Annotated in this window: 12 protein-coding genes and 1 pseudogene; 7 read left to right on the forward strand and 6 right to left on the reverse strand. The window is 68.9% G+C overall.

Going from position 1 to position 22,331, the window contains the following annotated elements; translation table 11 throughout:
* Positions 1 to 18: 18 nt before the first annotated feature.
* A complete protein-coding gene (locus F0U63_RS11135) occupies positions 19 to 1,233 on the reverse strand; it encodes an EGF domain-containing protein (protein WP_395845869.1) in 1,215 nt (404 codons plus the stop codon).
* Between the two features lie 202 nt (positions 1,234 to 1,435).
* On the opposite strand from F0U63_RS11135, the gene F0U63_RS11140 reads away from it, so the two are divergent.
* The gene (locus tag F0U63_RS11140; RefSeq protein ID WP_395845870.1) at positions 1,436 to 4,504 is read left to right on the forward strand and encodes an FG-GAP-like repeat-containing protein; all 3,069 of its coding nucleotides are present in this window, start codon (positions 1,436 to 1,438) and stop codon (positions 4,502 to 4,504) included.
* A gap of 72 nt (positions 4,505 to 4,576) precedes the next feature.
* Here the strand turns inward: F0U63_RS11140 and F0U63_RS11145 are convergent, their stop codons facing one another.
* Positions 4,577 to 5,164 carry a hypothetical protein gene (locus tag F0U63_RS11145; protein WP_395845871.1) on the reverse strand — a complete coding sequence of 196 codons (588 nt, stop codon included), beginning with the start codon at positions 5,162 to 5,164 and terminating at the stop codon, positions 4,577 to 4,579.
* A gap of 490 nt (positions 5,165 to 5,654) precedes the next feature.
* Here F0U63_RS11145 and F0U63_RS11150 point away from each other — a divergent pair.
* The 3 genes and pseudogenes from F0U63_RS11150 to F0U63_RS11160 all read left to right on the forward strand — a co-directional run.
* A pseudogene (locus F0U63_RS11150) lies at positions 5,655 to 6,695 on the forward strand (PAS domain-containing protein); the annotation flags it as partial.
* A gap of 54 nt (positions 6,696 to 6,749) precedes the next feature.
* A complete protein-coding gene (locus F0U63_RS11155) occupies positions 6,750 to 7,847 on the forward strand; it encodes a sensor histidine kinase (protein WP_395848354.1) in 1,098 nt (365 codons plus the stop codon).
* Positions 7,848 to 7,879: 32 nt separating this feature from the next.
* A complete protein-coding gene (locus tag F0U63_RS11160) occupies positions 7,880 to 8,611 on the forward strand; it encodes a M90 family metallopeptidase (RefSeq protein ID WP_395845872.1) in 732 nt (243 codons plus the stop codon).
* Positions 8,612 to 8,661: 50 nt separating this feature from the next.
* Here the strand turns inward: F0U63_RS11160 and F0U63_RS11165 are convergent, their stop codons facing one another.
* The 3 genes from F0U63_RS11165 to F0U63_RS11175 all read right to left on the reverse strand — a co-directional run bounded on the left by F0U63_RS11165 (position 8,662) and on the right by F0U63_RS11175 (position 16,837).
* Positions 8,662 to 13,659 (reverse strand): CHAT domain-containing protein, encoded by a 4,998-nt coding sequence (locus F0U63_RS11165; RefSeq protein ID WP_395845873.1) that lies wholly within the window; start codon positions 13,657 to 13,659, stop codon positions 8,662 to 8,664.
* Positions 13,660 to 13,736: 77 nt separating this feature from the next.
* A complete protein-coding gene (locus F0U63_RS11170; protein ID WP_395845874.1) occupies positions 13,737 to 15,116 on the reverse strand; it encodes a hypothetical protein in 1,380 nt (459 codons plus the stop codon).
* Between the two features lie 47 nt (positions 15,117 to 15,163).
* A complete protein-coding gene (locus tag F0U63_RS11175; protein ID WP_395845875.1) occupies positions 15,164 to 16,837 on the reverse strand; it encodes a hypothetical protein in 1,674 nt (557 codons plus the stop codon).
* 461 nt (positions 16,838 to 17,298) lie between these two features.
* Between F0U63_RS11175 and F0U63_RS11180 the strand changes: the two genes are divergently transcribed.
* Together F0U63_RS11180 and F0U63_RS11185 are read left to right on the forward strand one after the other, a co-directional pair.
* Complete coding sequence (locus tag F0U63_RS11180; protein ID WP_395845876.1) at positions 17,299 to 19,425, forward strand: RCC1 repeat-containing protein; 2,127 nt, start codon at positions 17,299 to 17,301, stop codon at positions 19,423 to 19,425.
* A 136-nt stretch (positions 19,426 to 19,561) separates the two neighbouring features.
* Positions 19,562 to 20,587, forward strand: coding sequence for a pirin family protein (locus F0U63_RS11185; protein ID WP_395845877.1), 1,026 nt, complete (start codon positions 19,562 to 19,564; stop codon positions 20,585 to 20,587).
* 27 nt (positions 20,588 to 20,614) lie between these two features.
* Here F0U63_RS11185 and F0U63_RS11190 read toward each other — a convergent pair whose 3' ends face one another.
* On the reverse strand, positions 20,615 to 21,622 hold the full coding sequence (locus F0U63_RS11190) for an endonuclease/exonuclease/phosphatase family protein (protein WP_395845878.1): 1,008 nt from the start codon (positions 21,620 to 21,622) through the stop codon (positions 20,615 to 20,617).
* A 234-nt stretch (positions 21,623 to 21,856) separates the two neighbouring features.
* Between F0U63_RS11190 and F0U63_RS11195 the strand changes: the two genes are divergently transcribed.
* Positions 21,857 to 22,315 (forward strand): DUF2127 domain-containing protein, encoded by a 459-nt coding sequence (locus F0U63_RS11195; RefSeq protein WP_395845879.1) that lies wholly within the window; start codon positions 21,857 to 21,859, stop codon positions 22,313 to 22,315.
* Positions 22,316 to 22,331 lie beyond the last annotated feature (16 nt).

The raw sequence follows: 22,331 nt of genomic DNA on the forward strand, positions 1-22,331 counted from the left end.
GCGCGAACTCACCGGGGCTCAGGGATACGTGATGGTCGTCACGTAGCCGGCCGCGCTCGAGTTACACGTTCCCGAGTAGGCACTGCTCGTGTACGACCCCGTGAATGTCTGGGGAGCCTTGCCCGGCCGCCGCACCGTGATGGAGTAGGCGACGGGCGTGGAGGGGCTGGGCGAGGGATTGAAGAGCGCGGTCTCGACGCAGACGTGGTAGGGCCCTGAGGGAGGAGTCTTGTCCAACGCCCAGAAGACGTTCTCCGGCCCCTGGCCCGAGGTGTCATCCCGATCCATCTGGCCATGATCCGTGCCCGCGCTCGGGCCCAGGTTTTCCCACCAGATCAGCTTGCCAGAAGGGGTGCTGACGATGAGGTCCGCATCTCCTGGACGATTCCACGTCGCGCTGAATTGGAGATTGCCACTGCCCAGGCAGAGCGACTCCACACAGGACTGGCCTTCGCCGCAGGCATGGTCACACTCTCCGCAGTGGTCCGCATCCGACGTCGTATCCACGCATGCGGTTCCACAGGTCTTCTTGGGGGCATCGCAGGTCGCGGGCGTGCAGGTGTAGTGGCCCGGCGTGTTGGTGCACGTCTCGTTGGGCGCGCAGGCCGTCGGATTGGCGCACTCGTTGATGTCGGTGCACGTGACGCCATTGCCCGAGTACCCCACCTTGCACGCACAGGTGAAGCTGCCCGCCGTGTTGGTGCAGGTGGCATTGGCATCACAGTTGTCCGTGTTGCTGGCGCACTCGTCGACGTCCGTGCACGTGGTGCCATCGCCCGTGTAGCCGGACTTGCATGCACAGGTGAATCCACCCACCGTGTTGGTGCAGGTGGCATTGGCATCGCAGGTGGCCGTGTTGTTGGCGCACTCGTCGATGTCCGTGCACGTGGTGCCGTCGCCCGTGTAGCCGGGCTTGCAGGTACAGACGAAGCTTCCGGACGTCTCGGTACAGAGGGCATTGGCGTCGCACTGCGCCGAGCCGTCGGCACACGAACCCGTCTGCCGGGTACAGCGGCTCGGCGCACCCGTGCACTGCCACCCCTGCTCCACCTGGCAGGCCCCGTCACAGCCATCGCCCCCGACGTGCAGGCCATCGTCACAGCTTTCCTGCTGCTGGACGACCCCGTCGCCACATCCTCCAGAGGAGGGATTTTCACCGGTGGTGGGGCCGCACCCAGCCGCTCCCCACACGAGTCCGAGAACACATACGAAACGCCGCACTGCATCAGTCATGGGTATCGCTCCTTGAGTGTCGCGCATCCTGCAAGCGACCTGCCCCGCTGTCTGCTCTCTTATGCTGAATCCCACAAGGCACCCCACGCCTCGGGGTGGGTCCGGGGGAGGGCGAGGCGTACTCGCCTCGCGCGCTAGACTCTCCATGCGATGGACGGCCGGTGATGGCCGGGTCCCGCGAGAGGCTGGAGGAGACAACGGCATGAAATCCAGACGCAACACATGGAGTCGAGCGGTTCCTGGGGACCGGGGACGTGGACGGCTCCTGCTGGCGCTGTGGGTGGTGGCCACGGGGAGCGCTTGTGGCACCACGGAGTCCCAGGAGCCGCAGCCCGTCAAGGGCGTGAGGAACCTGGCCGAGCACTGCGAGGTGCCGCCCCCCTTCACGGGCAACTTCGAGCCCGAGCTTCAGTGGGCGTGGACGGGCGGCGCGGTGCTGCCCGACCACAAGCAGGTGATGATGACCCCCGCGGTGGTGGACGTGAACGGGGATGGCACTCCGGACATCGTCTTCAGCTCCTTCGCTGGCGGCAACTACAGCGCGGACGGCGTGTTGCGCGCCATCAGTGGTGATGACGGCCATGCCCTGTGGACGGTGACGGATGCCTCGGCCCGGGTGAAGCCGGGCGCCAGCATCACGGCGGGTGACCTCGATGGCGATGGGCGGGTGGAGATCTGCGGTATCCCCGAGAGCGGGCGCGGCATCATCTGCTTCGAGCACGACGGCACCTTCAAGTTCCGCTCGGCCGAGGCCGCGTACGACTACAACGAGTGGGGCGGCCCCTCGCTGGCGGACCTGGACGGTGACGGCTCGGTGGAGATCCTCGATGGCAACCGCGTCTACAGCCACACCGGGCAGTTGTTGTGGGTGGGCGGCGATTCCATGGGCGGTGCCCATTCCACCGGCCCCGTGTCCTTCGCGGTGGACCTCGACCAGGATGGCAAGCTGGAGGTGATCAACGGCCGCTCGGTCTACAACTTCGATGGCTCCCTGCGGTGCGCCAATCCGAACGTGCCGCACGGCTTCGCGGGCGTGGCCAACTTCGACTCCGACGCGGCGGGGGAGATCGTCGTGGCGGGCCGCGGCAAGGTGAGCCTGCTCGACGACGACTGCTCGCTGCTGTGGACCCGGGACGTGTATGTGACGGGCCACTCCGCGGCCGGCCACGGTGGCCCGCCCACGATCGCGGACTTCGATGGCGACGGCCAGCTCGAGATCGGCCTGCCCGGCGAGTGGAACTACACCGTCTATGGCTCCGACGGCGCCGTGAAGTGGTCCAACTCCATCCAGGACTACAGCTCGGGCCGCACCGCCTCCACCACGTTCGACTTCGAGGACGATGGCAGGCTCGAGGTCGTCTTCGCGGACGAGGCGTACCTGCGCATCTACGATGGCCCCACGGGCGAGTTGCGCTGGGAGACGCGCAACAGCTCCGGCACCACGCACGAGTACCCGCTCGTCGTGGACGTGGATGGGGACAACGCCGCGGAGATCCTCGTGGTGTCCAACAACCACGCCTATCCGGGCCAGAACGGCATCCGCGTGTTCCACGATCGCAAGGAGGGCTGGGCCAACACCCGGCGCGTCTGGAACCAGCACGCGTACTCGATCACGAACGTCAACAACGGCGGCTCCATCCCGGTACACGCGGCTCCCCACTGGCTCCACCCGAAGCTCAACGTCTTCCGCGCCAACGTCGCCAACTACCTGGGCGAGGGCCCCAGCCCCTACGCCGCCCCGGACCTCGCGGCCTCCCGCGTGTCCGCCACGTGTGATGGAGAGGGCCTGCTCGTGCTCGGCGCGAGCGTGAGCAACCAGGGCGAGGCCCCCGTGGGGGCGGGCGTGAAGGTGGCCTTCTACAAGGGCAGTCCCGCCGCGGGTGGCACGCTGCTCGGCGTGACGGCCGTCGCGGAGCCCCTGCCCGTGGGGGGCAGCGCCACCGCCACGCTCCAGGTGGCCTCCTCCTTCTCGGGCACCGCCGAGGTGTGGGCCGTGGTGGACGATGACGGCACGGGCCAGGGAAGCACCTCCGAGTGCCTCGAGGACAACAACGGCGCCTCCGCGTCGGCGGAGCTGTCGTGCGAGGTGACCCCGGCCAACAAGCCGCCGGTGGCCCTGTGCCGCGACGTCACCGTCAACGCCGACGCGTCCTGCCTCGGTGGCGCCAGTGTGAACGGTGGCAGCTATGACCCGGACAACGGGCCGTCGCCGCTCGCCGTGACCGAGGTGCCCTCCGCGTCCTTCGGCCTGGGTACCCACCCGGTGACCCTGACGGCGTCGGATGGAGAGGCGAGCGACCAGTGCGTGGGCCATGTCACCGTGGTGGACACCACGAAGCCCGCGGTGGGCTGCCCCGACTCACAGGTGCTCGACACGTGCTCGCTGGCGGGGGCCTCCGCCTCCTTCGAGCTGTCCGCCGCCGACAACTGCGGCTCGCCCGCCGTCACGTGCTCGTATGACTCGGGTGCCACCTTCCCGGTGGGCGAGACGTCCGTCACCTGCTCCGCGAAGGATGCCTCGGGCAACAGTGCGTCCTGTGGCTTCAAGGTGCAGGTGCGTGGAGACACGACGCCGCCCGTGCTGCACTGCCCCACGGCGCCGGTGGTGGTGGAGAGCTGCGCGGGAAGTGCCCAGGCTTCCTTCGAGGTCTCCGCCACGGACAACTGCGGCCCCGTGCCCGTCACGTGCTCGCGGGCCTCCGGCTCCTCGTTCCCGGCGGGCAATACCGCCGTGTCCTGCTCGGCGACGGATGCCTGGGGCAACTCGGCCTCGTGTCTCTTCTCCGTCCAGGTGAGCGGCGCGGGCTCGTCCACGCCGCCCACCCCGGGCGCGGATCGGGGCCTCGAGCTGTGGTCGCCCAACCACAAGTACGAGTCCCTGCCCGTCTCGCTGTCGGAGTGCGCCGCCCCGGCGACGGATGCGTGCGGCGGCTCGCTGCCCCTGGAGCAGTACGGGCGCATCCTGCGCATCACCTCGGACGAGGTGGAGGACGCCAACGGCAACGGGGATGGCCGCACGTGCGACGACATGGTCATCGACGGCCCCACGTCCATGCGGCTGCGCTCCGAGCGTGAGGGCACGGGGGACGGCCGCGTCTACACCGTGACGTACGTGGTCGCCGCTCCCGGCGGGATGTCCACGCAGGGCACCTGCCACGTCTACGTGCCGCACGATCAGTCCGGCCGGGGCGCGGTGGACAGCGGGGTGAAGTTCTGTGTCGGCGAGGGCTGCCCGCCGGGGACCGCGGAGCACAGCCCCCTGTGCAAGTGAGCCGTTGACGCGCTGAAACGCACGAGGGCCCGGGACCGGATTCAACCGGTGCCCGGGCCCTCTTTTTTCGGATCAGCTCTGGGGCACCGACCAGCTTCCCTTCCACTCCAGGGGCGTGTCCGGGTGGAGGGAGGTGAGCGTATAGGTGCAGTGCTTGGCGCCGCTCGGCTCCGGGCTCCGGATGGTGACCAGCGGGGACAGGCGCGAGCCGCGCTCCGTTCCGGCGTACTGCACTTCGTACTCCTTGCTGCTGGTGCTGGTGGTGACGCTCTCGCCGCGCTCGGTCCTGCGCGTCGTGGTGCACTCGGTCTCGAGCTTCACGCGCCAGGCGCCCTTGCTTCCCACCTGCGGCACCTTGAGCTCGGCGCGCATCATGTACTCACCCGGGGGCAGCTCCTCCGTGCTGGCGCCGAGATACTCCTGGCACTCACGGCCCTGGCCCCTGCAGATCCCGATGCTCTGCTCGTCCCAGGGCTGCACGCCCGCGCGCACGTCCGAGAGGAGAGGGCCCACCAGACTCTGCTCGAAGGACGTCAGCCCCGCGGAGGGGCTGGCCGTCGGGGTCAGATTGGCGCACTGCTGCTGGGTGCTCACCGTCTGACCTTCGCCAGAGCAGGCGAGGAGTGCCCCCGAGACCACCACTCCCATGAATGTCCGCATGTTCTTCTCCTGTTACCCGAGGCGGGCCTGGGCCCGCGCGAGTGGAGGCCTTGTAGCGGAGGCGGCGAGGACTGACTTCCGTGTGCCCGCCAACCGGTTGAGCGGGCGCGCCAGCCTTGCCTGCTTTCGATTCCGCCTTCCGCCCGGCTTGGGAACTTCTGAATGCCATGGAAGCGAGAAAAAGGAGGCGTGTGCTCGCGAGGAAGGCCGCTCCCAGGGACTGGGTTTGCGCCTCCAGGCCCTCGGCGGTGCTGGGCAGGTCAGGGAGGGGAAGAGCTGATTTTGTGGAGCCCCCGACCTGTTGCACTGGTGATGTGGCGCGGGGCGCTTCGTCACCACGGAAGAAGGAGAGCCCATGACGATGGCCGACGGGCATGGCCGTGACGCGGGGTGGGAAGCTTGCGTTCCCTCCTTTCCCAAACTGCTTGTCCAGGTGGGCTTGAGCCTGCGTGCCACGCTCATCGTCGACAGCCTGGGACGGATCCTGCGGATGGACCACCTGCTGGCTTCCCTGGCTGGATGGGGAGACGGGGTCGCGTTCGAGGGACGGACCTTCGAGGAGGTGCTCCACCGCCTTCCCTGGCTCACCCAGGCACTCCACACGGCGCTCGACGGAAGAGAGACGGTCTGCGAGGGCGGTGCGCCGGAGCGGCGGTTGAGGGCCCTGGTGCTTCCCGTTTTCGAGGACAGCGGTCTGTGCCTGGGGGCCTGCGTCCGCTTGAGCGCATGCGAGCCCGAGCGCGCCGAGTCGGCCCGCCACGAGGCCCTGAGGCAGGAACTCTCCCGGACCCAGCGGCAATACGAAGAACTCCTCAACACCCTGGGCGCCGTCGTCTGGGAAGCCGATGTGGACTTTCGTTTCACCTTCGTGAATCGACAGGCGGAGCGCCTGCTCGGCTTTCCTTTCCTCCAATGGCTCCACGAGCCGGGCTTCTGGGAAGCCCACGTGCACCCCGAGGATCGTGAGTGGGCCCGGGCCTACTGCATGAAGGCGACCCGGGAGCGCAGGCCCTATGAGTTCGAGTACCGCATGGTGGCCGCGGATGGACGCATCGTGTGGCTGCGGGCCGTCGTCACGGTGCTCGGCGAGGAGGACCAGCCCCTGACGCTGCGCGGTATCCTGGTGGATGTCACCGAGCAGCGCCAGGCCCGGGACAAGCTCGAGCAGATGGTCTCGTTGCTGAGCGCCACGTTCGACTCCATCACGGATGCCGTGCTCGTGGCGAGCAGCAACCGGAGGCTCATCGCCTTCAACAAGCGGTTCCAGCGGTTATGGGGGCTCTCCGATGAGCTGCTGCAAGGGGATCCGGACCACGAGAAGTCCCTCGCGTTCGCGATGGCCCAGGTCAAGGATCCGGAGCGCTTCACCGCGCGGATCCTCGAGATGTATGAGTCTCCCGAGCAGGAGGGCGTCGACATCGTCGAGCTGCGCGACGGGCGCATCCTCGAGCGCACCACGCGGCCCCAGTGGCTGGGCAGCACCATCATTGGACGCGTCTGGAGCTACCGCGACATCACGGCGGAGCGCCAGGCCCGGGCGGAGCAGGAGCGGGCGTTCGCGGCCGAGCAGCATGCCCGTGAGCAGATGGAGGAGTCGTTCGCCCTGCTCGACACCTTCCTGAACAACGCGCCCATCGGGCTGGGCTTCTTCGGCCGGGATCTGCGCTTCATCCGGCTCAACGACGCGCTGGCCGCGCTCCACGGCAAGAGCCGGCACGAGGAGGTGGGCCGGGCTCTCCACGAGCTGTCTCCCCGGGTAGCCGCCACCGTCGAGCCCCTGCTGCGCCAGGTGCTGGACACGGGCGAGCCCATCATCGGCTTGGACACGGCGCTCGAGGTGCCGCCCACCCCGGGCCAGTTGCGGCACTGGCGCGTCAGCTACTATCCCGTGCGGACGACGAGCGGCAAGGTGGTGGGCGTCGGCGCCGTGGTCGTCGAGTTGACGGCGGAGCGCCACGCCCAGGCGGAGCGGGAGCGGTTGCTGCGCGAGGCTCACGAGGCCATCCAGATCCGCGATGACTTCCTCAGCATCGCCTCGCACGAGCTGAAGACGCCCCTCACCCCCCTCAAGCTCCACCTTCAGCTGCTCGCGCGGCGGTGCGCTTGCAGCCAGCCCCTGCCGCCCGACCTCGCACAGAAGGCACTCGCCCAGGTGGACCGGCTCTCGGGGGTGATTTCCGACATGCTGGACTCCTCGCGCATCCAGGCGGGTCCGCTGGAGCTGGAGCGCGAGTCCGTGTCGCTCCAGGAACTCGTCCGTGGCGTCGTGGCGGACTTCCGCCCGCACTGCCCCGAGCATCCGCTGGAGTACGAGGAGTGCGCGCGGCGGCTGGTTGTCCGAGGAGACAAGGGCCGGCTCGCGCAGGTGCTGGCGAACCTGCTGGAAAACGCCCGCAAGTACAGCCCCCTGAAGGGGCCCATCCGCGTCACGCTCGCCCAGCGCGGAGCGGAGGCGCTCGTCTCCGTCGCGGATTCGGGAATCGGCATTCCGGTGGATCAACAGGCCCACCTCTTCGAGCGCTTCTTCCGGGCCCGCAACGCCCCCATCTCCGGCTTTGGCGGGTTGGGGCTCGGGCTCTACATCTGCCGGCACGTGGTCGAGCGTCACGGGGGCCGTATCTGGGTGGAGAGCGAGCCGGGCCATGGCTCCACCTTCCGTTTCACCCTGCCAGTGGAGGACTGAGAGGTGTCGGCGGGTGATAGGGTTGGAAGCTCATGAGCGGCCTCTTGCGCACCCTCCGTCGGAACCATCTGCGGCGCCGGCCATTTCCTCCCGAATGGCTCGGCCACCTGGAGCGTCATGTCTCCTTCTTCCAGGAACTCGCGCCGGAGCCGCGCCAGCGCTTCCTGGAGATGCTCAAGCTCTTCGCCTGGGAGAAGGAGTTCATCGGGGCGGGGGGCTTCACCATCACCGACGAGGTGCGGGTGGTGGTGTCCGCCACGGCCGTGCGCCTGGTGCTCTATCTGGACTTCTCCTATTACGACCGGCTGCGCGAGGTCATCGTCTATCCGGATGCCTTCAAGATTCCGGATCGCACGGGCGTGGTGTTGGGCGAGGCGAAGAACTGGGGGAGCGTCATCCTGTCGTGGCGCTCGGTGCTGGCGGGGTTGCGCGACCCGCATGATGGCCACTCCACGGCCACGCACGAGTTCGCCCATGTGCTGGACCGGGAGGACGGGGCGTTCGACGGCACGCCGGAGCTGCGCCGCTACTCACACTACGCGGCCTGGGCCTCGGTGATGGGCGAGCACTTCCACAAGCTGCGCGAGGGCCGGCGCCTGGAGCGGCAGGTGCTGGATGACTACGGCGGGGTGAACGAGGCCGAGTTCTTCGCCGTGGCCACCGAGTCCTTCTTCGAGAAACCGCGACAGATGAAGGAGAAGACGCCGGATCTCTACGAGGAACTCAAGCGCTTCTATGGGTGGGATCCGGCGCTCGGGCGCTGAAGGAGCGGAGGCCCGGCTTCAGGGATGAGGCGTCCAGGGCCCAATGCGCGTCAGGGATGGGACGGCGAAGCTCCCCTTCGAGCGGAGGATATGGCAGTCACAGAGGGATTGCCGTGAGACCGCTCGCATCGCTTGAGCCCTGCTTGTGCCTCGGTGGGCGTTTCCGTGAGGAGGTCCTGTCTTTGCTTTACGCTGAGGCAAACGCGAGTGGCCGCGTTCAGCAATTCCTGGAGTCCTTTGGTTTCAATCATCCAGATGCGTGCCGTTCCGTCCCCAGAGGCTGTCACCACCCGCGTCCCATCCGGGCTGAATGCCGCGGAGAACACTCGGCTCTCATGGCCGAACACTCGGCCCTCATGGCCAGAGAGCACTAGCCGCGTCCCATCTGGGCTGAACGCCGCGGAAGACACTCGGCCCGCATGGCCGGAGAGCACCAACGGGTGGTCCTTGTCCGAGCCATCGGCGCGCCACACCCGCGCCGTCCCGTCCCCTGAGGCCGTCACCACCCGCGTCCCATCCGGGCTGAACGCCGCGGACGACACCAGGCTCTCATGGCCGGAGAGTACCAGCGGGTGTTCCCTGTCCGAGCCATCGGCGCGCCACACCCGCGTCGTTCCGTCACTTGAGGCCGTCACCACCCGCGTCCCATCCGGGCTGAACGCCGCGGAAAACACCTCATCCGCATCGCCGGAGAGCACCAGCGGGTGGTCCCTGTCCGAGCCATCAGCACGCCACACCCGCGCCGTCCCGTCCCCAGAGGCCGTCACCACCCGCGTCCCATCCGGGCTGAACGCCGCGGAAGACACCGGGCCCGCATGGCCGGAGAGCACCAACGGGTGATCCTTGTCCGAGCCATCGGCGCGCCATATCCGCGCCGTCCCGTCCCCAGAGGCCGTCACCACCCGCGTCCCATCCGGGCTGAACGCCGCGGAAGACACCAGGCTCTCATGGCCGGAGAGCACCAGCGGATGTTCCCTGTCCGAGCCATCGGCGCGCCACACCGCCGTTTCCTCCCCAGAGGCCGTCACCACCCACGCCCCATCCGGGCTGAACGCCGCGGAAGACACCGGGCCCTCATAATCGGAGAGCACCAATGGGTGGTCCTTGTCCGAGCCATCGGCGCGCCACACTCGCACCGTCTTGTCCCCAGAGGCCGTCACCACCCGCGTCCCATCCGGGCTGAACGCCGCGGAAGACACCGGGCCCTCATGGCCGGAGAGCACCAGCGGGTGGTTCTTGTACGAGCCATCGGCGCGCCACACCCGCGCCGTCCCGTCCCCTGAGGCCGTTACCACCCGTGTCCCATCCGGGCTGAACGCCGCAGAAGACACTCGGCCCGCATGGCCGGAGAGCACCAGCGGGTGGTCCTTGTCCGAGCCATCGGCGCGCCACACCCGCGCCGTCCCGTCCCCTGAGGCCGTCACCACCCGCGTCCCATCCGGGCTGAACGCCGCGGAAGACACCGGGCCCGCATGGCCGGAGAGCACCAGCGGGCGATCCTTGTCCGAGCCATCGGCATGCCACACCCGCGTCGTTCCGTCACTTGAGGCCGTCACCACCCGCGTCCCATCCGGGCTGAACGCCGCGGAAGACACCTCATCCACATCGCCGGAGAGCTCCAGCGGGTGGTCCTTGTCCGAGCCATCGACGCGCCACACCCGCGCCGTCCCGTCCTCAGAGGCCGTCACCACCCACGCCCCATCCGGGCTGAACGCCGCGGAAGACACCAGGCTCTCATGGCCCGAGATCACCAACGGGTGGTCCTTGTCCGAGCCATCGGCGCGCCACACCCGCGTCGTTCCGTCACTTGAGGCCGTCACCACCCGCGTCCCATCCGGGCTGAACGCCGCGGAAGACACCGGGCCCGCATGGCCGGAGAGCACCAGCGGGTGGTCCTTGTCCGAGCCATCGGCGCGCCACACCCGCGCCGTCCCGTCCCCTGAGGCCGTTACCACCCACGCCCCATTCGGGCTGAACGCCGCGGAAGACACCGGGCCCGCATGGCCGGAGAGCACCAGCGGGTGGTCCTTGTCCGAGCCATCGGCGCGCCACACCCGCGCCGTCCCGTCCCCTGAGGCCGTCACCACCCACGCCCCATTCGGGCTGAACGCCGCGGAAGACACCGGGCCCGCATGGCCGGAGAGCACCAGCGGGTGGTCCTTGTCCGAGCCATCGGCGCGCCACACCCGCGCCGTCCCGTCCCCAGAGGCCGTCACCACCCACGTCCCATCCGGGCTGAAGGAAGCCTCCTTGACGTAGCCCGAATGCCCTTCCAGCACTGCCGTGGTCATGGGTAGTTGGAGAAGATCCACGACATCCTGGCGCCATTCTGGCGAGGCTTCTGGTCGCGCCACCTCACGCAGCACGAGGGCCGCGAGGGTCGGGTCCCGCAGGCGCAGCCTCTCCACCTGAGCCGTTCGCGCAGAATGCAAGGCCGCGGTTTTCTGCTCGAGCTCCTCCTGCCGCAACCAGAAGGCCAGGGCCGTGCTCACCAGGGCCAGCACCAGGAGGGTGGCCAGCACACTGACTCCCTGCTTCATGCGCCGCCGCGCGCGATTCGCCGCATCGTTCGACCGGGCGATGAGGCACCTGCTCCTGGCGGACAACTCCCCGCGGTACTTCTGCTGCACGCGGTGAGCGTAGCCCAGCCGGTCCCCCGTCAGTAGATAGGAGGCGCCCTTGTCCTCGCCCGCGTGATTCGACTCCCACTTCAGGGCCCACTCCTCCACCTCGCGCAATTGCTGCTCCCGCTCCCAGTCCTCCTTCATCCATTTCTGGAGCCGCTCCCAGCGGCGGATGAGCTCCTCGTGGGCGAACTGCACCCAGGTGCCATCCCGTGCACAGGGTCTGTTCTCACCGTCCTTCACCAGCAGTCGGCTGCCCACCAGTCGCTCCAACACGGCGTCGAAGGCGTCACGCGCCTCGGCCTGCTCTGGGCGCACTTCCTCCACCCAGGCCCGGCGCCGCGTCTGGGGACTGGCCGCGTCGCGGAAGTCCACCAGCCGCACCAGCAGCCGCCTTGCCTGTCGCTGCTGGGCTTCAGACAACGCTTCGTACAGTTGGTCGGCCGTGTGCGTCAGCGCTCCCGCCACCCCGCCCATCTCCGCGTAGGCCGCGTGCGTCAGCCAGCCGCCCTCGCGCCGCTGCCATAGCAGGTCCAGCGTGTACTCCAGCAGCGGCAGCGCCCCGGGCTCATGCCCCACGTCCTCGCACAGCTTGTCCACCAGCCCTTCCTCGGGCTCCAGGCCCACCAGCCGCGCCGGCTCCTCGATGGTGGCTGCCACCTCCTCGGCCGCCAGATGCGCGACGAAGACGTGGTGCGCCTCGTCATACACGACGGCGTCCAGGCGCTTGTCTTTCTCCAGCACTACCTCACCGCAGCGCTCGAAGTGGTCCACGCGCATGGTACCCAACAGCACGCCCCCAAACTCGGGGGAGTTCGACAGGCGCCAGAGCGTTCGCATCAGCGTGGTGCATGCCTCCACTCCGCCCAGTTGGGTGAACACCTCCTCCATCTGGTCCATCACCAGCAGCAGCTTGCGCCCGGGCCTCGCCTCGCGCAGCCGCCCGGCCTCCTCCAGTACCTGCTCCGAGGTGGCTCCGGCGCTGGAGGGCAGCTCCTCGGCGCCGCGAAGTGCCCGCAGCTGCCGGAGCAGGCCCGCCAGGGCGGCGCTGGGGTCTTCCCTGGACGTGCTTCCCCTTACCAACTCACCGGGCCGCACCACCAGCACATCCCATTCCTTCGCGGGCAGCCGTGGAACCAGTCCGGCCATGACGACAGAGGACTTGCCCGCGCCCGAGGCACCCGCCACCACCTGGAATCGCGGCACCTGCCCCTGAGCGGCCCGTTGCACCTGTTGCAGGAGGCGTTGGGAGAGCGCCTCCCGTCCGAAGAAGAAGCGCTGGTGTCTGGCCTCGAAGGGCAACAGGCCCCGGTAGGGGCGGATGGCCACCGGCCGTATGTCCGGACCATCTCCGGCGTGCGCGTAGAGCTGGAGCGAGGCCCAATCCAGGTGGCGCCTCTCCAGCACCAGCCGCCGCCGCGCCTCCCCCAGTGCCCGCTCCATCGAGAACGAGGACTCCAGCAACCCGCTGTACAGCGCCTCCGTGAGCACCAGGGAGCCCGGCACCGACAGTGGCAGCCTCGAGGCCACCACCACGGGCACGCCCACCCGGTGCAACTCCTGCGCGACGCTGCCCAGGTGGTTGCCCGGCGCGCCCGCGTTTCCACTCATGCAGGCGCTGAGCACCACCAGGCGCAGGCTGGCGGTATGAGGGGCCAACACCTGACGCAGCAGGGCCCCCTCCACCAATTGGGGCTCATCCCCCTCGCGGGAGCCATTCCACCACAGCCCCACGGTCCCCGCCGGAGAGCGGCTCCCATGGCACAGCAGGTGGAGCACGGTGATGGATCCGCCGCCGGCCGCCAGCGCCTCGGACAGGCCGCGGAGTGAGACACCGCCCAGCACGTCCCGGCGCGTGTCGAAGTCCAGATACCCCGAAGCACACGCTCGCGCGAGGGCACGCTGGTGCGCGTCGGCCGGTACCAGGCCGCCCGCGTTGGACCAGGCGAAGAGGAGGCGTCCTCCCTCCGTGGCGGGTGGGCGCTTGGAGGGCGCCTGCTGCCGGGGCCACTCGTAGCGGATGGCGCACCCGGGCAACTCCCCGAGGTGTTGACCGGTGCCCTTGAGGGTCAGCAACTCCCAGGGCAGCGCATACAACTCCGCCGCCGCCGAGCGCACCGTCAGGAGCACCTCGCGCCCGTGCGCCAGGGCCTGCTCGATGGCCGCTTCGTGCCGTCCCCAGTCCAGCCGCCCCAGGAAGCCGCGCAGGAGATTGCCCAGGCGCTGCACGGCGTTGCTGTCCGGCACCTCCTTCTCCAACTCGGCCAGATCCGCCATCACCTGGGAATTCCACGGGAAGGGCGCGCTCTCGAAGACTCCCCCCTCCAGCCGGAGCTGGTAGTCCTGTGCCTCGAATCGGAATTCGAAGGGCTCTCCCGCATCGCGCGCGCGCGCGAACTCCAGCACCAGCTCGTAGCACCTCATGCCGGTAAATGAGTCCACGGCCTCGGAATGTGACGAGGTGGGCGCGCACCTCGCCGTGATGCGGCCGCGCGTGCTCCTCAGGCCACGGCCGCCACATGCGTGGTGGCCAACTGCCGGACCGCTCCTCGCGAGGGCAGCCATTCCACCAGCGACACCACTGCCCCACCGTCCGGATGGGGCTCGGCGATCACCGCGGTGAACCGTGTCTCCAGCTTCGCCAGCCGCTGCCGCTGGGGCTCCAACCCGGGGTTGGTCCGCAATTCCTCGAGGAAGTCGGCCCAGTCCGAGTCGGGCGCCTCCGGCGAGGGCAGCCGCATCAGCCAGATCCAACTGCCAGAGTTCGCGTGGAGCACCCCGGCGTCCTGCTTCCAGCGCGCCGCGTGGGTGTGACCGATGATGACCGCCCCCGCCTTGAACTTCTTCGCCAGACGCTGGGCGTCCTTCGTCTCCGCCTCGGTGGGCTTCAGGCTGAGGTAGCGCTCGCCGCTCTGGCCCACGATGAGCCGCTGCAGGCGTGCGTAGGCGCCCAGGGCGGTGCGGGCCAGCTTGATGCGAGTCCGTTGGCTCAGCTCCGCGTCGTCCCCACCGAAGCTCACGGGGGAGGGGCCCATCACTTCCTCCAGCTCTCGCCGCTCCTCGTCGGTGAGACCCGCCTCGTCCAGCCTGCGGGCCAGCCCCAGGTCCTCCTCGCCCGGCGTGTTGGGCTCGAAGGTGAGCGGCATCCGCGACTTGCGGAACAACTGCCAGAGGATGTCGAAGGTGGTGTTCTGGAACAGCAGCCTCACCGCCGAGGGATTGACCGCCAGCGCCGCCAGCAGCGCGCCCTGGAAGTCCGGCACCAGCAGATCCGCGAAGCGCATCCCATACAGCCGCTTGAGCGGGTTGAGCAGCTTCTTCACCAGCACGGAGCCGGCGGAGTATTTGTAATCCGCGGCTCGCGCGCCGGCCGGAGCGCCGGGCCCGGGCAGGTGGGCGTACTCCACCTTGTTCCAGTTGTCCCCGTGGTCACCATGGGTGAGCAGCAACCGCGCCCCGCCCACGTCGAGCAGCTCTGGCGCGTCCCCACGGTTGAACAGGAGCCTGGCGGCGATCTCCGGTGGCTGGCGCAGCGCCTCGCGCAACACGGCCTGGACCTCGTCCAGGGCCAGTTCGATGTCGTGGTTGCCCAGACGCACGATGACCTCCCCGTCCGCGGCCAGCAGACGCCCCAGCGAGGCGAATACCACCGCGGTGGAGGGCTCGGAGACGAGCGCCCGTGCCTGCCGCACCGCCCGCTCCACCTGGAGTTCGAGCGGATCCTCGTTCATCAGGAAGTCGACCGTGTCTCCGTTCAGCACCACCCGGGTGGGGGAGCCGGCGAGCGAGTCGAGGAACGCGGGCAGCGCCGTCTCTCCCGCGAAGATGTCGTAGCCCTGTCCATTGCCCAGGTGCAGGTCGCTCAGAATGACTGTCCGCATATCAAGGCCCCGTGAAGAAGATGGCTCTGGTGTGATCCACTTGCAGTTCAGCCTCGCGAGCGCAGCCGGTCCAACGCGGCCTGCCCGGCCTCCTTGTAGACCTGCTCCCAGTGGCGCAGTTGCTCGAGGGGGACGCGCAGTCGTTCCGCGATGGCTCGCGGCTCCGAGCCCGAGAGCAGTGCGAGCACCGCCTCCGCCATCTTCTCGGCGCTGGGATGGGGCTCCGCGACCTCCACCGGCCTGCCGAACAACGAAGCGGCGAGTTGCTGGGCCGAGGCGGGCCGTGCCTGCTCGAGTGCCTTCGCGGTGGAGACGGGAAGCTGGACAGCGGGATCCCCCAGCAGGACATAGCCGGCGAGATCCTGGCGCAGCATCCACAGGTGCGCCCGCTGGATGCGGTTCACCGGATTCGTGCGGCCCGAGAGCTGGGCTTCCTCCTGCAACTCGTAGAGAGAGGTGAGCTCGGTGTTCGCGTCCGTGAAGAAGCGCGACAGCGCGCTCAGTCCGACCCCGGCACGGCGCCCGGACACCAGGGAGCGCAACAGACCCTGGAAGCGGGAGGGGCGGTTCCTCGCTGTCGTGCCCAGGTCCTGGAAGCTGTACGACCAGGCCAGATCCATGTGGCCCATGACGGCCAGGGGTCCCTGGGGATTGGCGAGCACCGCCTTGGGCATCGCGGCGACGAAGGGCCGCTCTCCCAAGCGAGGCAGCGATGCGAGCAGCCGATCCAACTCCCCCGCGAACTGGCCGGCGTCACGCAGCTGGGACAGCCATGGATGGAAGGCGCTCCGCGAGGGCGTCCCCGCGCTGAAGCAGGCCAGATAGAACCAGAGGCCACCGGGGAGGAAGGGCCGGTTCGCCAGGGCCGAGGCGTCCAGCGTCTGTCGGGCTCCCAGGCTCATGGCTCCCTGGCGCCTGTGCTGCTCGTCCACGGACTTCCATCCCTGGCTTGGCGCGCCCAGCCCGTGACTCAGGGAGAACAGCACGCTCGGCTCCGGCGAGGCCGCTTGCTCCAGCAGCCTGTTGCCGGACCCGTCCTCCCCCTTCCCGAGCTCCAGGAGCTCCCTCACCGGGAAGTCCCCCAGTTCCTGGCTCTCTCGGCAGCTCTCGAGGCTGGGCAGGATGAGCCCCTGGTAGCCCACGCTCGTCGCCCGGGTTCCGTCATGCACGGTATAGAAGAGAGCGCGCGCCTGCGTGGTGGAGGGTTTCTTCTCCCAGCGCAGCACCTTCTCCACATACGCCTCGTAGTCTTCGTCCCGGGAGAACGCGAGCCGCCCGATGAAGCCATCACCGCCGAGGAGTTGCTGCATCTCGAGTGAGAGCTGATCCAGGTCTCCGAGCATGAGCAGGTAGCGGGGCCTCTTCGCCTCCGCGACCTTTTCGTCCTGGAGCACGCGCTTCTTCCATTCATGCGTCATGCGGGTGTCCAGGTCCGGTGGTGCCCGGTAGACGCGAACGGGCTCTCCTCCCTGGTCTTCCTGGCGCTGCTCGCGCAGGCGCTTGATGAGAACCAACAGCCGGTCCCCGGCCGGTCCCTCCGGCGCCACCACGCCCCAGCGCTGCGCGGGCAGCGCGTTGGGATCTCCGCCCGAGTCCCATAGGTGTGTCGGCATCTCGTTGGCGCCGGGCCTGGGCGGGTTCAACGCCGATTCGAGTGGGAGCCCTTCCTCCAGGGTCGGGTGATGGTCGTCCGCGTGTGTCAGGAGCAGCTCGAGGTTCATGTCTTGTTGGGTTTCCCTTCGTGAATAGAGTGAGCCCTTTCAACCAGGGTGGTGATGCACGTCTGGCTTCCAACCCCAGGCGCATCGCCTGGTAAGCGGGCGGTCCCCTCGCGCGGCCTGGTCGCTCTCGAGAAGCGAGAATCGAGAGGGAGATGCACAGACAGGTCGGCTGGGCTTCGATGCCTCGTCCGCTCGCGGAAGATTTTCACCACCGCTCTTCACCACCCGCCTGGAATCCGCGCCGGGCCGACGTTTCGTCCTTTCATGAAATTGACTTTGATAATCGATTTCACCTAGGACGTGGGCCGTCTCTTCCGTCCCTGGAGAGCACTTCGACCTGGAGGTCTTGAATGCGGAGCAGCACGGGGTGGAGCCTGAATAGACTGCTGTGGGGTGTCTGGTTTGGAATCTTGCTCCTGGCTGGCTGTGGGCAGTCTGGAAGTGTTCCAGGTGAGCAGGGGATGCGCGCCTCTGCCCTGCGGGCCGCGCGGGCGCCGGCCCGTGTCGCGGCGGGAAGCACTCATTCCCTGTCCGTGCGCCAGGATGGCACGGTCTGGGCCGTGGGCGGCAACTCCGCCGGCCAATTGGGAGATGGAACCACGACCCTTCGCCGGGTACCGGTGCGGGTGCTCGGCTTGAGCGGGGTGGTGGCCGTGTCCGCGGGGGGCGGGCACTCGTTGGCGCTGCGCTCCGACGGCACCGTGTGGGCCTGGGGGGACAACTCCTCCGGCCAGTTGGGGGACGGCTCCCTCGCCAACCATGCCGAGCCGGTGCGGGTGCAAGGGTTGGGTGGGGTGGTGGCCGTGGCCGCGGGTGGGTACCACTCGCTGGCGGTGCGCTCCGACGGCACCGTGTGGGCCTGGGGCAACAATTCCTCCGGCCAGTTGGGAGACGGCTCCCTCGACAACCGCGCCGGGCCGGTGCAGGTGCCTGGCTTGAGCGGGGTGGAGGCCGTGTCCGCGGGGGGCGGCCACTCGCTGGCGGTACGCTCCGACGGCACCCTGTGGGCCTGGGGGGACAACAGCTATGGCCAGCTGGGCAACAAGAGCGACTTCAACTCTTCCGAGCCGGTGCAGGTGCTCCGGGTGACGGGAGGGGTGGCCGTGTCCGCGGGCTCCAACCACTCGCTGGCGGTGAGCGCGGATGGCACCGTGTGGGCCTGGGGGGACAACAGCTATGGCCAGCTCGGCATTGCCAGCACCACACCGTTGCTGTCGATTCCGGGGCGGGTCCCGGAGGTGCGCGGGAGCGTGGCCGTGGTCGCGGGCGACAACCACTCGCTGGCGGTGTACGCCGACGGCACCGTGTGGACCTGGGGCTACAACGGCCATGGCCAGCTCGGCAATGGCTTCATGGTCGACAACTCCGAGCCGGCGCGGGTGCAAGGGCTGGAAGGTGTGTTGGCCGTGGCCGCGGGCAGCAACCACTCGCTGGCGGTACGCGACGACGGCACCGTGTGGGCCTGGGGCTCCAACGTGGAAGGCCAGCGGGGAGATGGGACCACGGGCCAGCTCTCCGTGCCGACGCGGGTGCCTGGGGTGAGCGGAGTGGTGGGCGTGGCCGCGAACATCTTCCACTCGCTGGCGGTGAGCGCGGATGGCTCCGCGTGGGCCTGGGGCAACAACAGCCATGGCCAGCTGGGGGATGGCTCCACGCGCAACAGCTCGGTTCCCGTGCGGGTGGATGGGCCGAGAGAGGTGGTGGGCGTGGCCGCGGGCAGTGGTCACTCGCTGGCGCTGCTCGCCGATGGCACCGTGTTCGCCTGGGGTAACAACACCTTTGGCCAACTCGGGGATGGCACCCGGGCCGGCCACTCCCTGCCAGCACAGGTGCGAGGGCTGCGAGGGGTGATAGCCGTGGCCGCGGGCAGCAGTCACTCGCTGGCGCTGCTCGCCGATGGCACCGTGTGGGCCTGGGGTTACAACCTGAACGGCCAGGTGGGGGATGGCACCACGACCTACCGCTACGAGCCGGTGGCGGTGAAGGGGCTGGAAGGGGTGGTGGCCGTGGCCGCGGGCGGCAACCACTCGTTGGCGGTGCGCTCCGATGGCACCACCTGGGCCTGGGGGGAGAACGTCAAGGGCCAGCTCGGGGATGGCACCCGGGCCAGTCGCTCGGCGCCCGTGGAAGTGGCGGCCGCGGGCAAGGCCGTGGCCGCGGCCCCTGGCCTCTCGCTGGCGGTGGGCTCCGACGGCTCGCCGTGGGCCTGGGGCGACAACTCCTCCGGACAACTGGGGGATGGTTCCACGACCTCCCGCCTGGTGCCGATGCGGGTGCAGGGAGCGGGCGAGGTGGTGGCCGTGGCCGCGGGCAATGGCCACTCGCTGGCGCTGAGCCTCGAGGGGGACGTGTGGGCCTGGGGCCAGAACGCCCGGGGGCAGTTGGGGGAGGGCACCTTGGACAGACGCCTCGCGCCCACGCGGGTACAGGGCTTGAGCGGGGTGGTGGCCGTGGCCGCGGGCGGTGCCTTCTCGCTGGCGGTGCGCGACGATGGCTCCGTGTGGACCTGGGGCGACAACGCCTTCGGCCAGCTCGGCAATGCACCGCCCCTGTATGCGACCTTCGTCGTTCGCTCCCTGCTGGATTGAGCGCGGGGCCTCACCCGAGACCCCCTCCTGAAGGGGAGCCAGCCAGGAGGGCCCAGGGTCTGGTGGATGCCCGCCCCGAATCAACCAGGGGCGGGCCGCATCAGATGAGACAAAGCCCGTGATACGAGGCCCCGCCATGAAGAGCTCCATCCTCCAGACCCTGCCCCTTGGTTCGCCCCCCTGGGTGACCGCGGATCCGTTCCTGTTCTGCGTGCACCATGACGACCACTACCCCGCTGGCAACGAGCACCTGGGACCGGAGGCCTCGCTCGACGGCCGCAACCTGGGCCAGGACTTCGAGGGGAAGGACGGCTGGCGCATGTACCACGGTGAGCAGGTGCCGGGCTTCCCCGGGCACCCGCACCGCGGCTTCGAGACGGTGACGCTGGTGCGCAACGGGCTCATCGACCACTCGGACTCGCTCGGCGCCACCGCGCGCTTCGGCCACGGCGACGTGCAGTGGTTGACCGCGGGCGCGGGCATCGTGCACTCGGAGATGTTCCCGCTCGTGAAGAAGGGCGAGCCCAACCCCACCGAGCTGTTCCAGATCTGGCTGAACCTGCCGGCCGAGGACAAGCACGCGCCGCCCCACTTCTCGATGCTCTGGAGCCAGGACATTCCCCGCCTCTCGTTCACCGACGCGGCGGGCCGGCGCACCGAGGTGACGGTCGCCGCGGGGGAGCTCGAGGGCCGGCGCGCGCCGCCGCCACCGCCCCGCTCGTGGGCCTCGCGTCCGGACACCGACGTGGCCATCTGGACCGTGCGGCTCGAGCCCGGCGCGACGTGGACCCTTCCGCCCGCGAAGAATCCGCGCGCCCATCGTACGCTGTACTTCTTCGAGGGCGACGCGGTGAAGGTCGCGGACCAGGTCTTCCGTGAGCACCAGATATTGGCCGTGCAGAGCGAGGTCGCGCTGCGGCTCGAGGCCGTGGGCGGCGCGGTGGAGGTGCTGATGTTGCAGGGGCGTCCCATCGGGCAGCCCGTCGTGCAGTACGGCCCCTTCGTGATGAACACCCGCGCGGAGATCCAGCAGGCGTTCAACGACTACCAGCGCACGCGCTTTGGCGGCTGGCCGTTCGGGAAGGACGATCCGGTGCACCCGCGCGAGGAGGGCCGGTTCGCGCGGCACGCGGACGGCCGCATCGAGCGCCCGGCTCGCTGAGGCCATCCGGCACCGGGAGGTGACCTTCTATGAGCCGCGGCGGGGGGGTGGCTCCGTCACGCGGAGGGTGGCCACCACCTGGCCGTGGTCGGACTGGATGCGGTCGGGCCGTTCCCGGCTCAAGGTCCGGTCGACGAGGTGGTCATTGAAGTAGTGGACGTACTCCACCTCGCCCAACCGTCTGGGATTGAGCCGGCTGAACTCCTGGGAGACGTAGATTTGATCCAGGGTGTCGTAATAGCCGTTGTAGATGTGGCTGTAGCTGACATCCCGCCGGGTGTTCTGCCGCGCCTGGATGTCGAAGGCGTTGTAGAGCAGCACATCCCAGATGGCCTGCTTCTCGTCATGGGGCAGGTAATGGACGGGAGGCGTGCCCGAGACGATCACCGTCGTCACGGACAAGGCGGAGTCGTTCAGGTCTCCGAGCAGGACCACGGGCCGCTGGGTCCCCTCCATCAGCTTGAGCAGGATGCAGCGCAGGGCGTAGGCCTCGGCGGAGCGGACCATGAGGGAGCGCGCGCTGCCCAGGGCGATGTTCTTGGCGTCCGACTCCGCCCCCTCGTCCAGCAATGGGCGCTTGGACTTGAGATGCGCGACGAGCACGCTCAGCTCGTGGCCCTCCGGCAGTTTCAGGTCGGCCTGCAACACCGGTCGGGAGAACGACTTGATGGGGTCGGGAATCCCGGAGACGGTGAGTGTGAAGCCGTCTGGAAAATCGTGGTGCGTGATCGTCCGGACGACTTCCAGTGAGGTGGCCAGTCCCACCTGGGGGGTTTTCTGCTCCTGGGCCGCGACCATCACGTGGAAGGGGGCTGCCCCGGGTGCTCCCGCCTGGACGGCGTCCTTCAGCGCATCCAGATGCCACACCTCCTGGAAGCCGACGATCTCGGCATCCATCCTCCGCAGCTGACCGCCAATCCAGGCGATCTTCTCCGCGTACTCCTCCTTGCTGAACGGTCTGTCGTTCGGATAGGTCACCTGCCCCGGCAGGGCGAGATTGAGCACGTTGAACGTCCCTACCTTGAAGCGCGACATGGGTGTCTCCTGAATTCGAATCTCGGTGCGCGGGCGGCGCCCCGTCCCCCCGGAGATGACCTCCGCTTCGAGCGAGTGTACGGTTTTTCCCGCGGCGACGCATGGGGATGGGCAGAGGGGTCCCCGGGGGGACGCTCTCGGCTATGAAGTGTCCGACACATTTCGGGGGGTGAGCGGGTGACGACAGAGCGCAATGGGACGGACTCGAACCCAAGGGTACCGCGAACGTTCGGAATGCGGCTGATCATCGCCTACAAGTTCGTGAAGGCCTTCTTGATGATCGGGTTGGCGCTCTGGTTCACGGCCGATCCGGAGGCCGCCTATTCGTTCGGGCAACACGTCGCGTACGAGTTCGTCGAGGCGCGGCCCTTCCTGGTGCGGCTCGGCGAGTGGATCCACACCCACCTGACGGAGCGGGTGATCGAACGCAGCGCCCTGGTGGCCTGGCTGGACGGGCTCACCACGGGCCTCGAGGGCTTCTTGCTCCTGCTGGGGAAGCCCTGGGGGGAGTGGCTCGTCGTGATCAGCTTGTCCTTGTTCCTGCCCTTCGAGGTCTATGAGCTGATCCACAAGCCGGGGGCGGGCAAGGCGATCGTGCTGCTCCTCAACGCGGCGATTGTCGTGTACCTGGTGTACGCACGGCTCCTGTCGGCCCACCGCGCGCGTTCGGGACAGGCGCCTCCGGCCGGGTAGGGGCTGGCCCTCCGCC

Origin of the sequence: Cystobacter fuscus (genome assembly GCF_044360685.1) — a bacterium.
Taxonomy (GTDB): Bacteria; Myxococcota; Myxococcia; order Myxococcales; family Myxococcaceae; genus Cystobacter; species Cystobacter fuscus_C.

Excerpts from the sequence above, each read along its gene's own strand:
- F0U63_RS11185 (WP_395845877.1), top strand. The coding sequence starts at position 19,562 with ATGAAGAGCTCCATCCTCCAGACCCTGCCCCTTGGTTCGCCCCCCTGG.
- F0U63_RS11155 (WP_395848354.1), top strand. The coding sequence starts at position 6,750 with ATGGAGGAGTCGTTCGCCCTGCTCGACACCTTCCTGAACAACGCGCCC.
- F0U63_RS11165 (WP_395845873.1), bottom strand. The coding sequence starts at position 13,659 with ATGAGGTGCTACGAGCTGGTGCTGGAGTTCGCGCGCGCGCGCGATGCG.
- F0U63_RS11145 (WP_395845871.1), bottom strand. The coding sequence starts at position 5,164 with ATGCGGACATTCATGGGAGTGGTGGTCTCGGGGGCACTCCTCGCCTGC.
- F0U63_RS11160 (WP_395845872.1), top strand. The coding sequence starts at position 7,880 with ATGAGCGGCCTCTTGCGCACCCTCCGTCGGAACCATCTGCGGCGCCGG.
- F0U63_RS11195 (WP_395845879.1), top strand. The coding sequence starts at position 21,857 with ATGCGGCTGATCATCGCCTACAAGTTCGTGAAGGCCTTCTTGATGATC.
- F0U63_RS11175 (WP_395845875.1), bottom strand. The coding sequence starts at position 16,837 with ATGAACCTCGAGCTGCTCCTGACACACGCGGACGACCATCACCCGACC.
- F0U63_RS11180 (WP_395845876.1), top strand. The coding sequence starts at position 17,299 with ATGCGCGCCTCTGCCCTGCGGGCCGCGCGGGCGCCGGCCCGTGTCGCG.
- F0U63_RS11140 (WP_395845870.1), top strand. The coding sequence starts at position 1,436 with ATGAAATCCAGACGCAACACATGGAGTCGAGCGGTTCCTGGGGACCGG.
- F0U63_RS11170 (WP_395845874.1), bottom strand. The coding sequence starts at position 15,116 with ATGCGGACAGTCATTCTGAGCGACCTGCACCTGGGCAATGGACAGGGC.
- F0U63_RS11190 (WP_395845878.1), bottom strand. The coding sequence starts at position 21,622 with ATGTCGCGCTTCAAGGTAGGGACGTTCAACGTGCTCAATCTCGCCCTG.
- F0U63_RS11135 (WP_395845869.1), bottom strand. The coding sequence starts at position 1,233 with ATGACTGATGCAGTGCGGCGTTTCGTATGTGTTCTCGGACTCGTGTGG.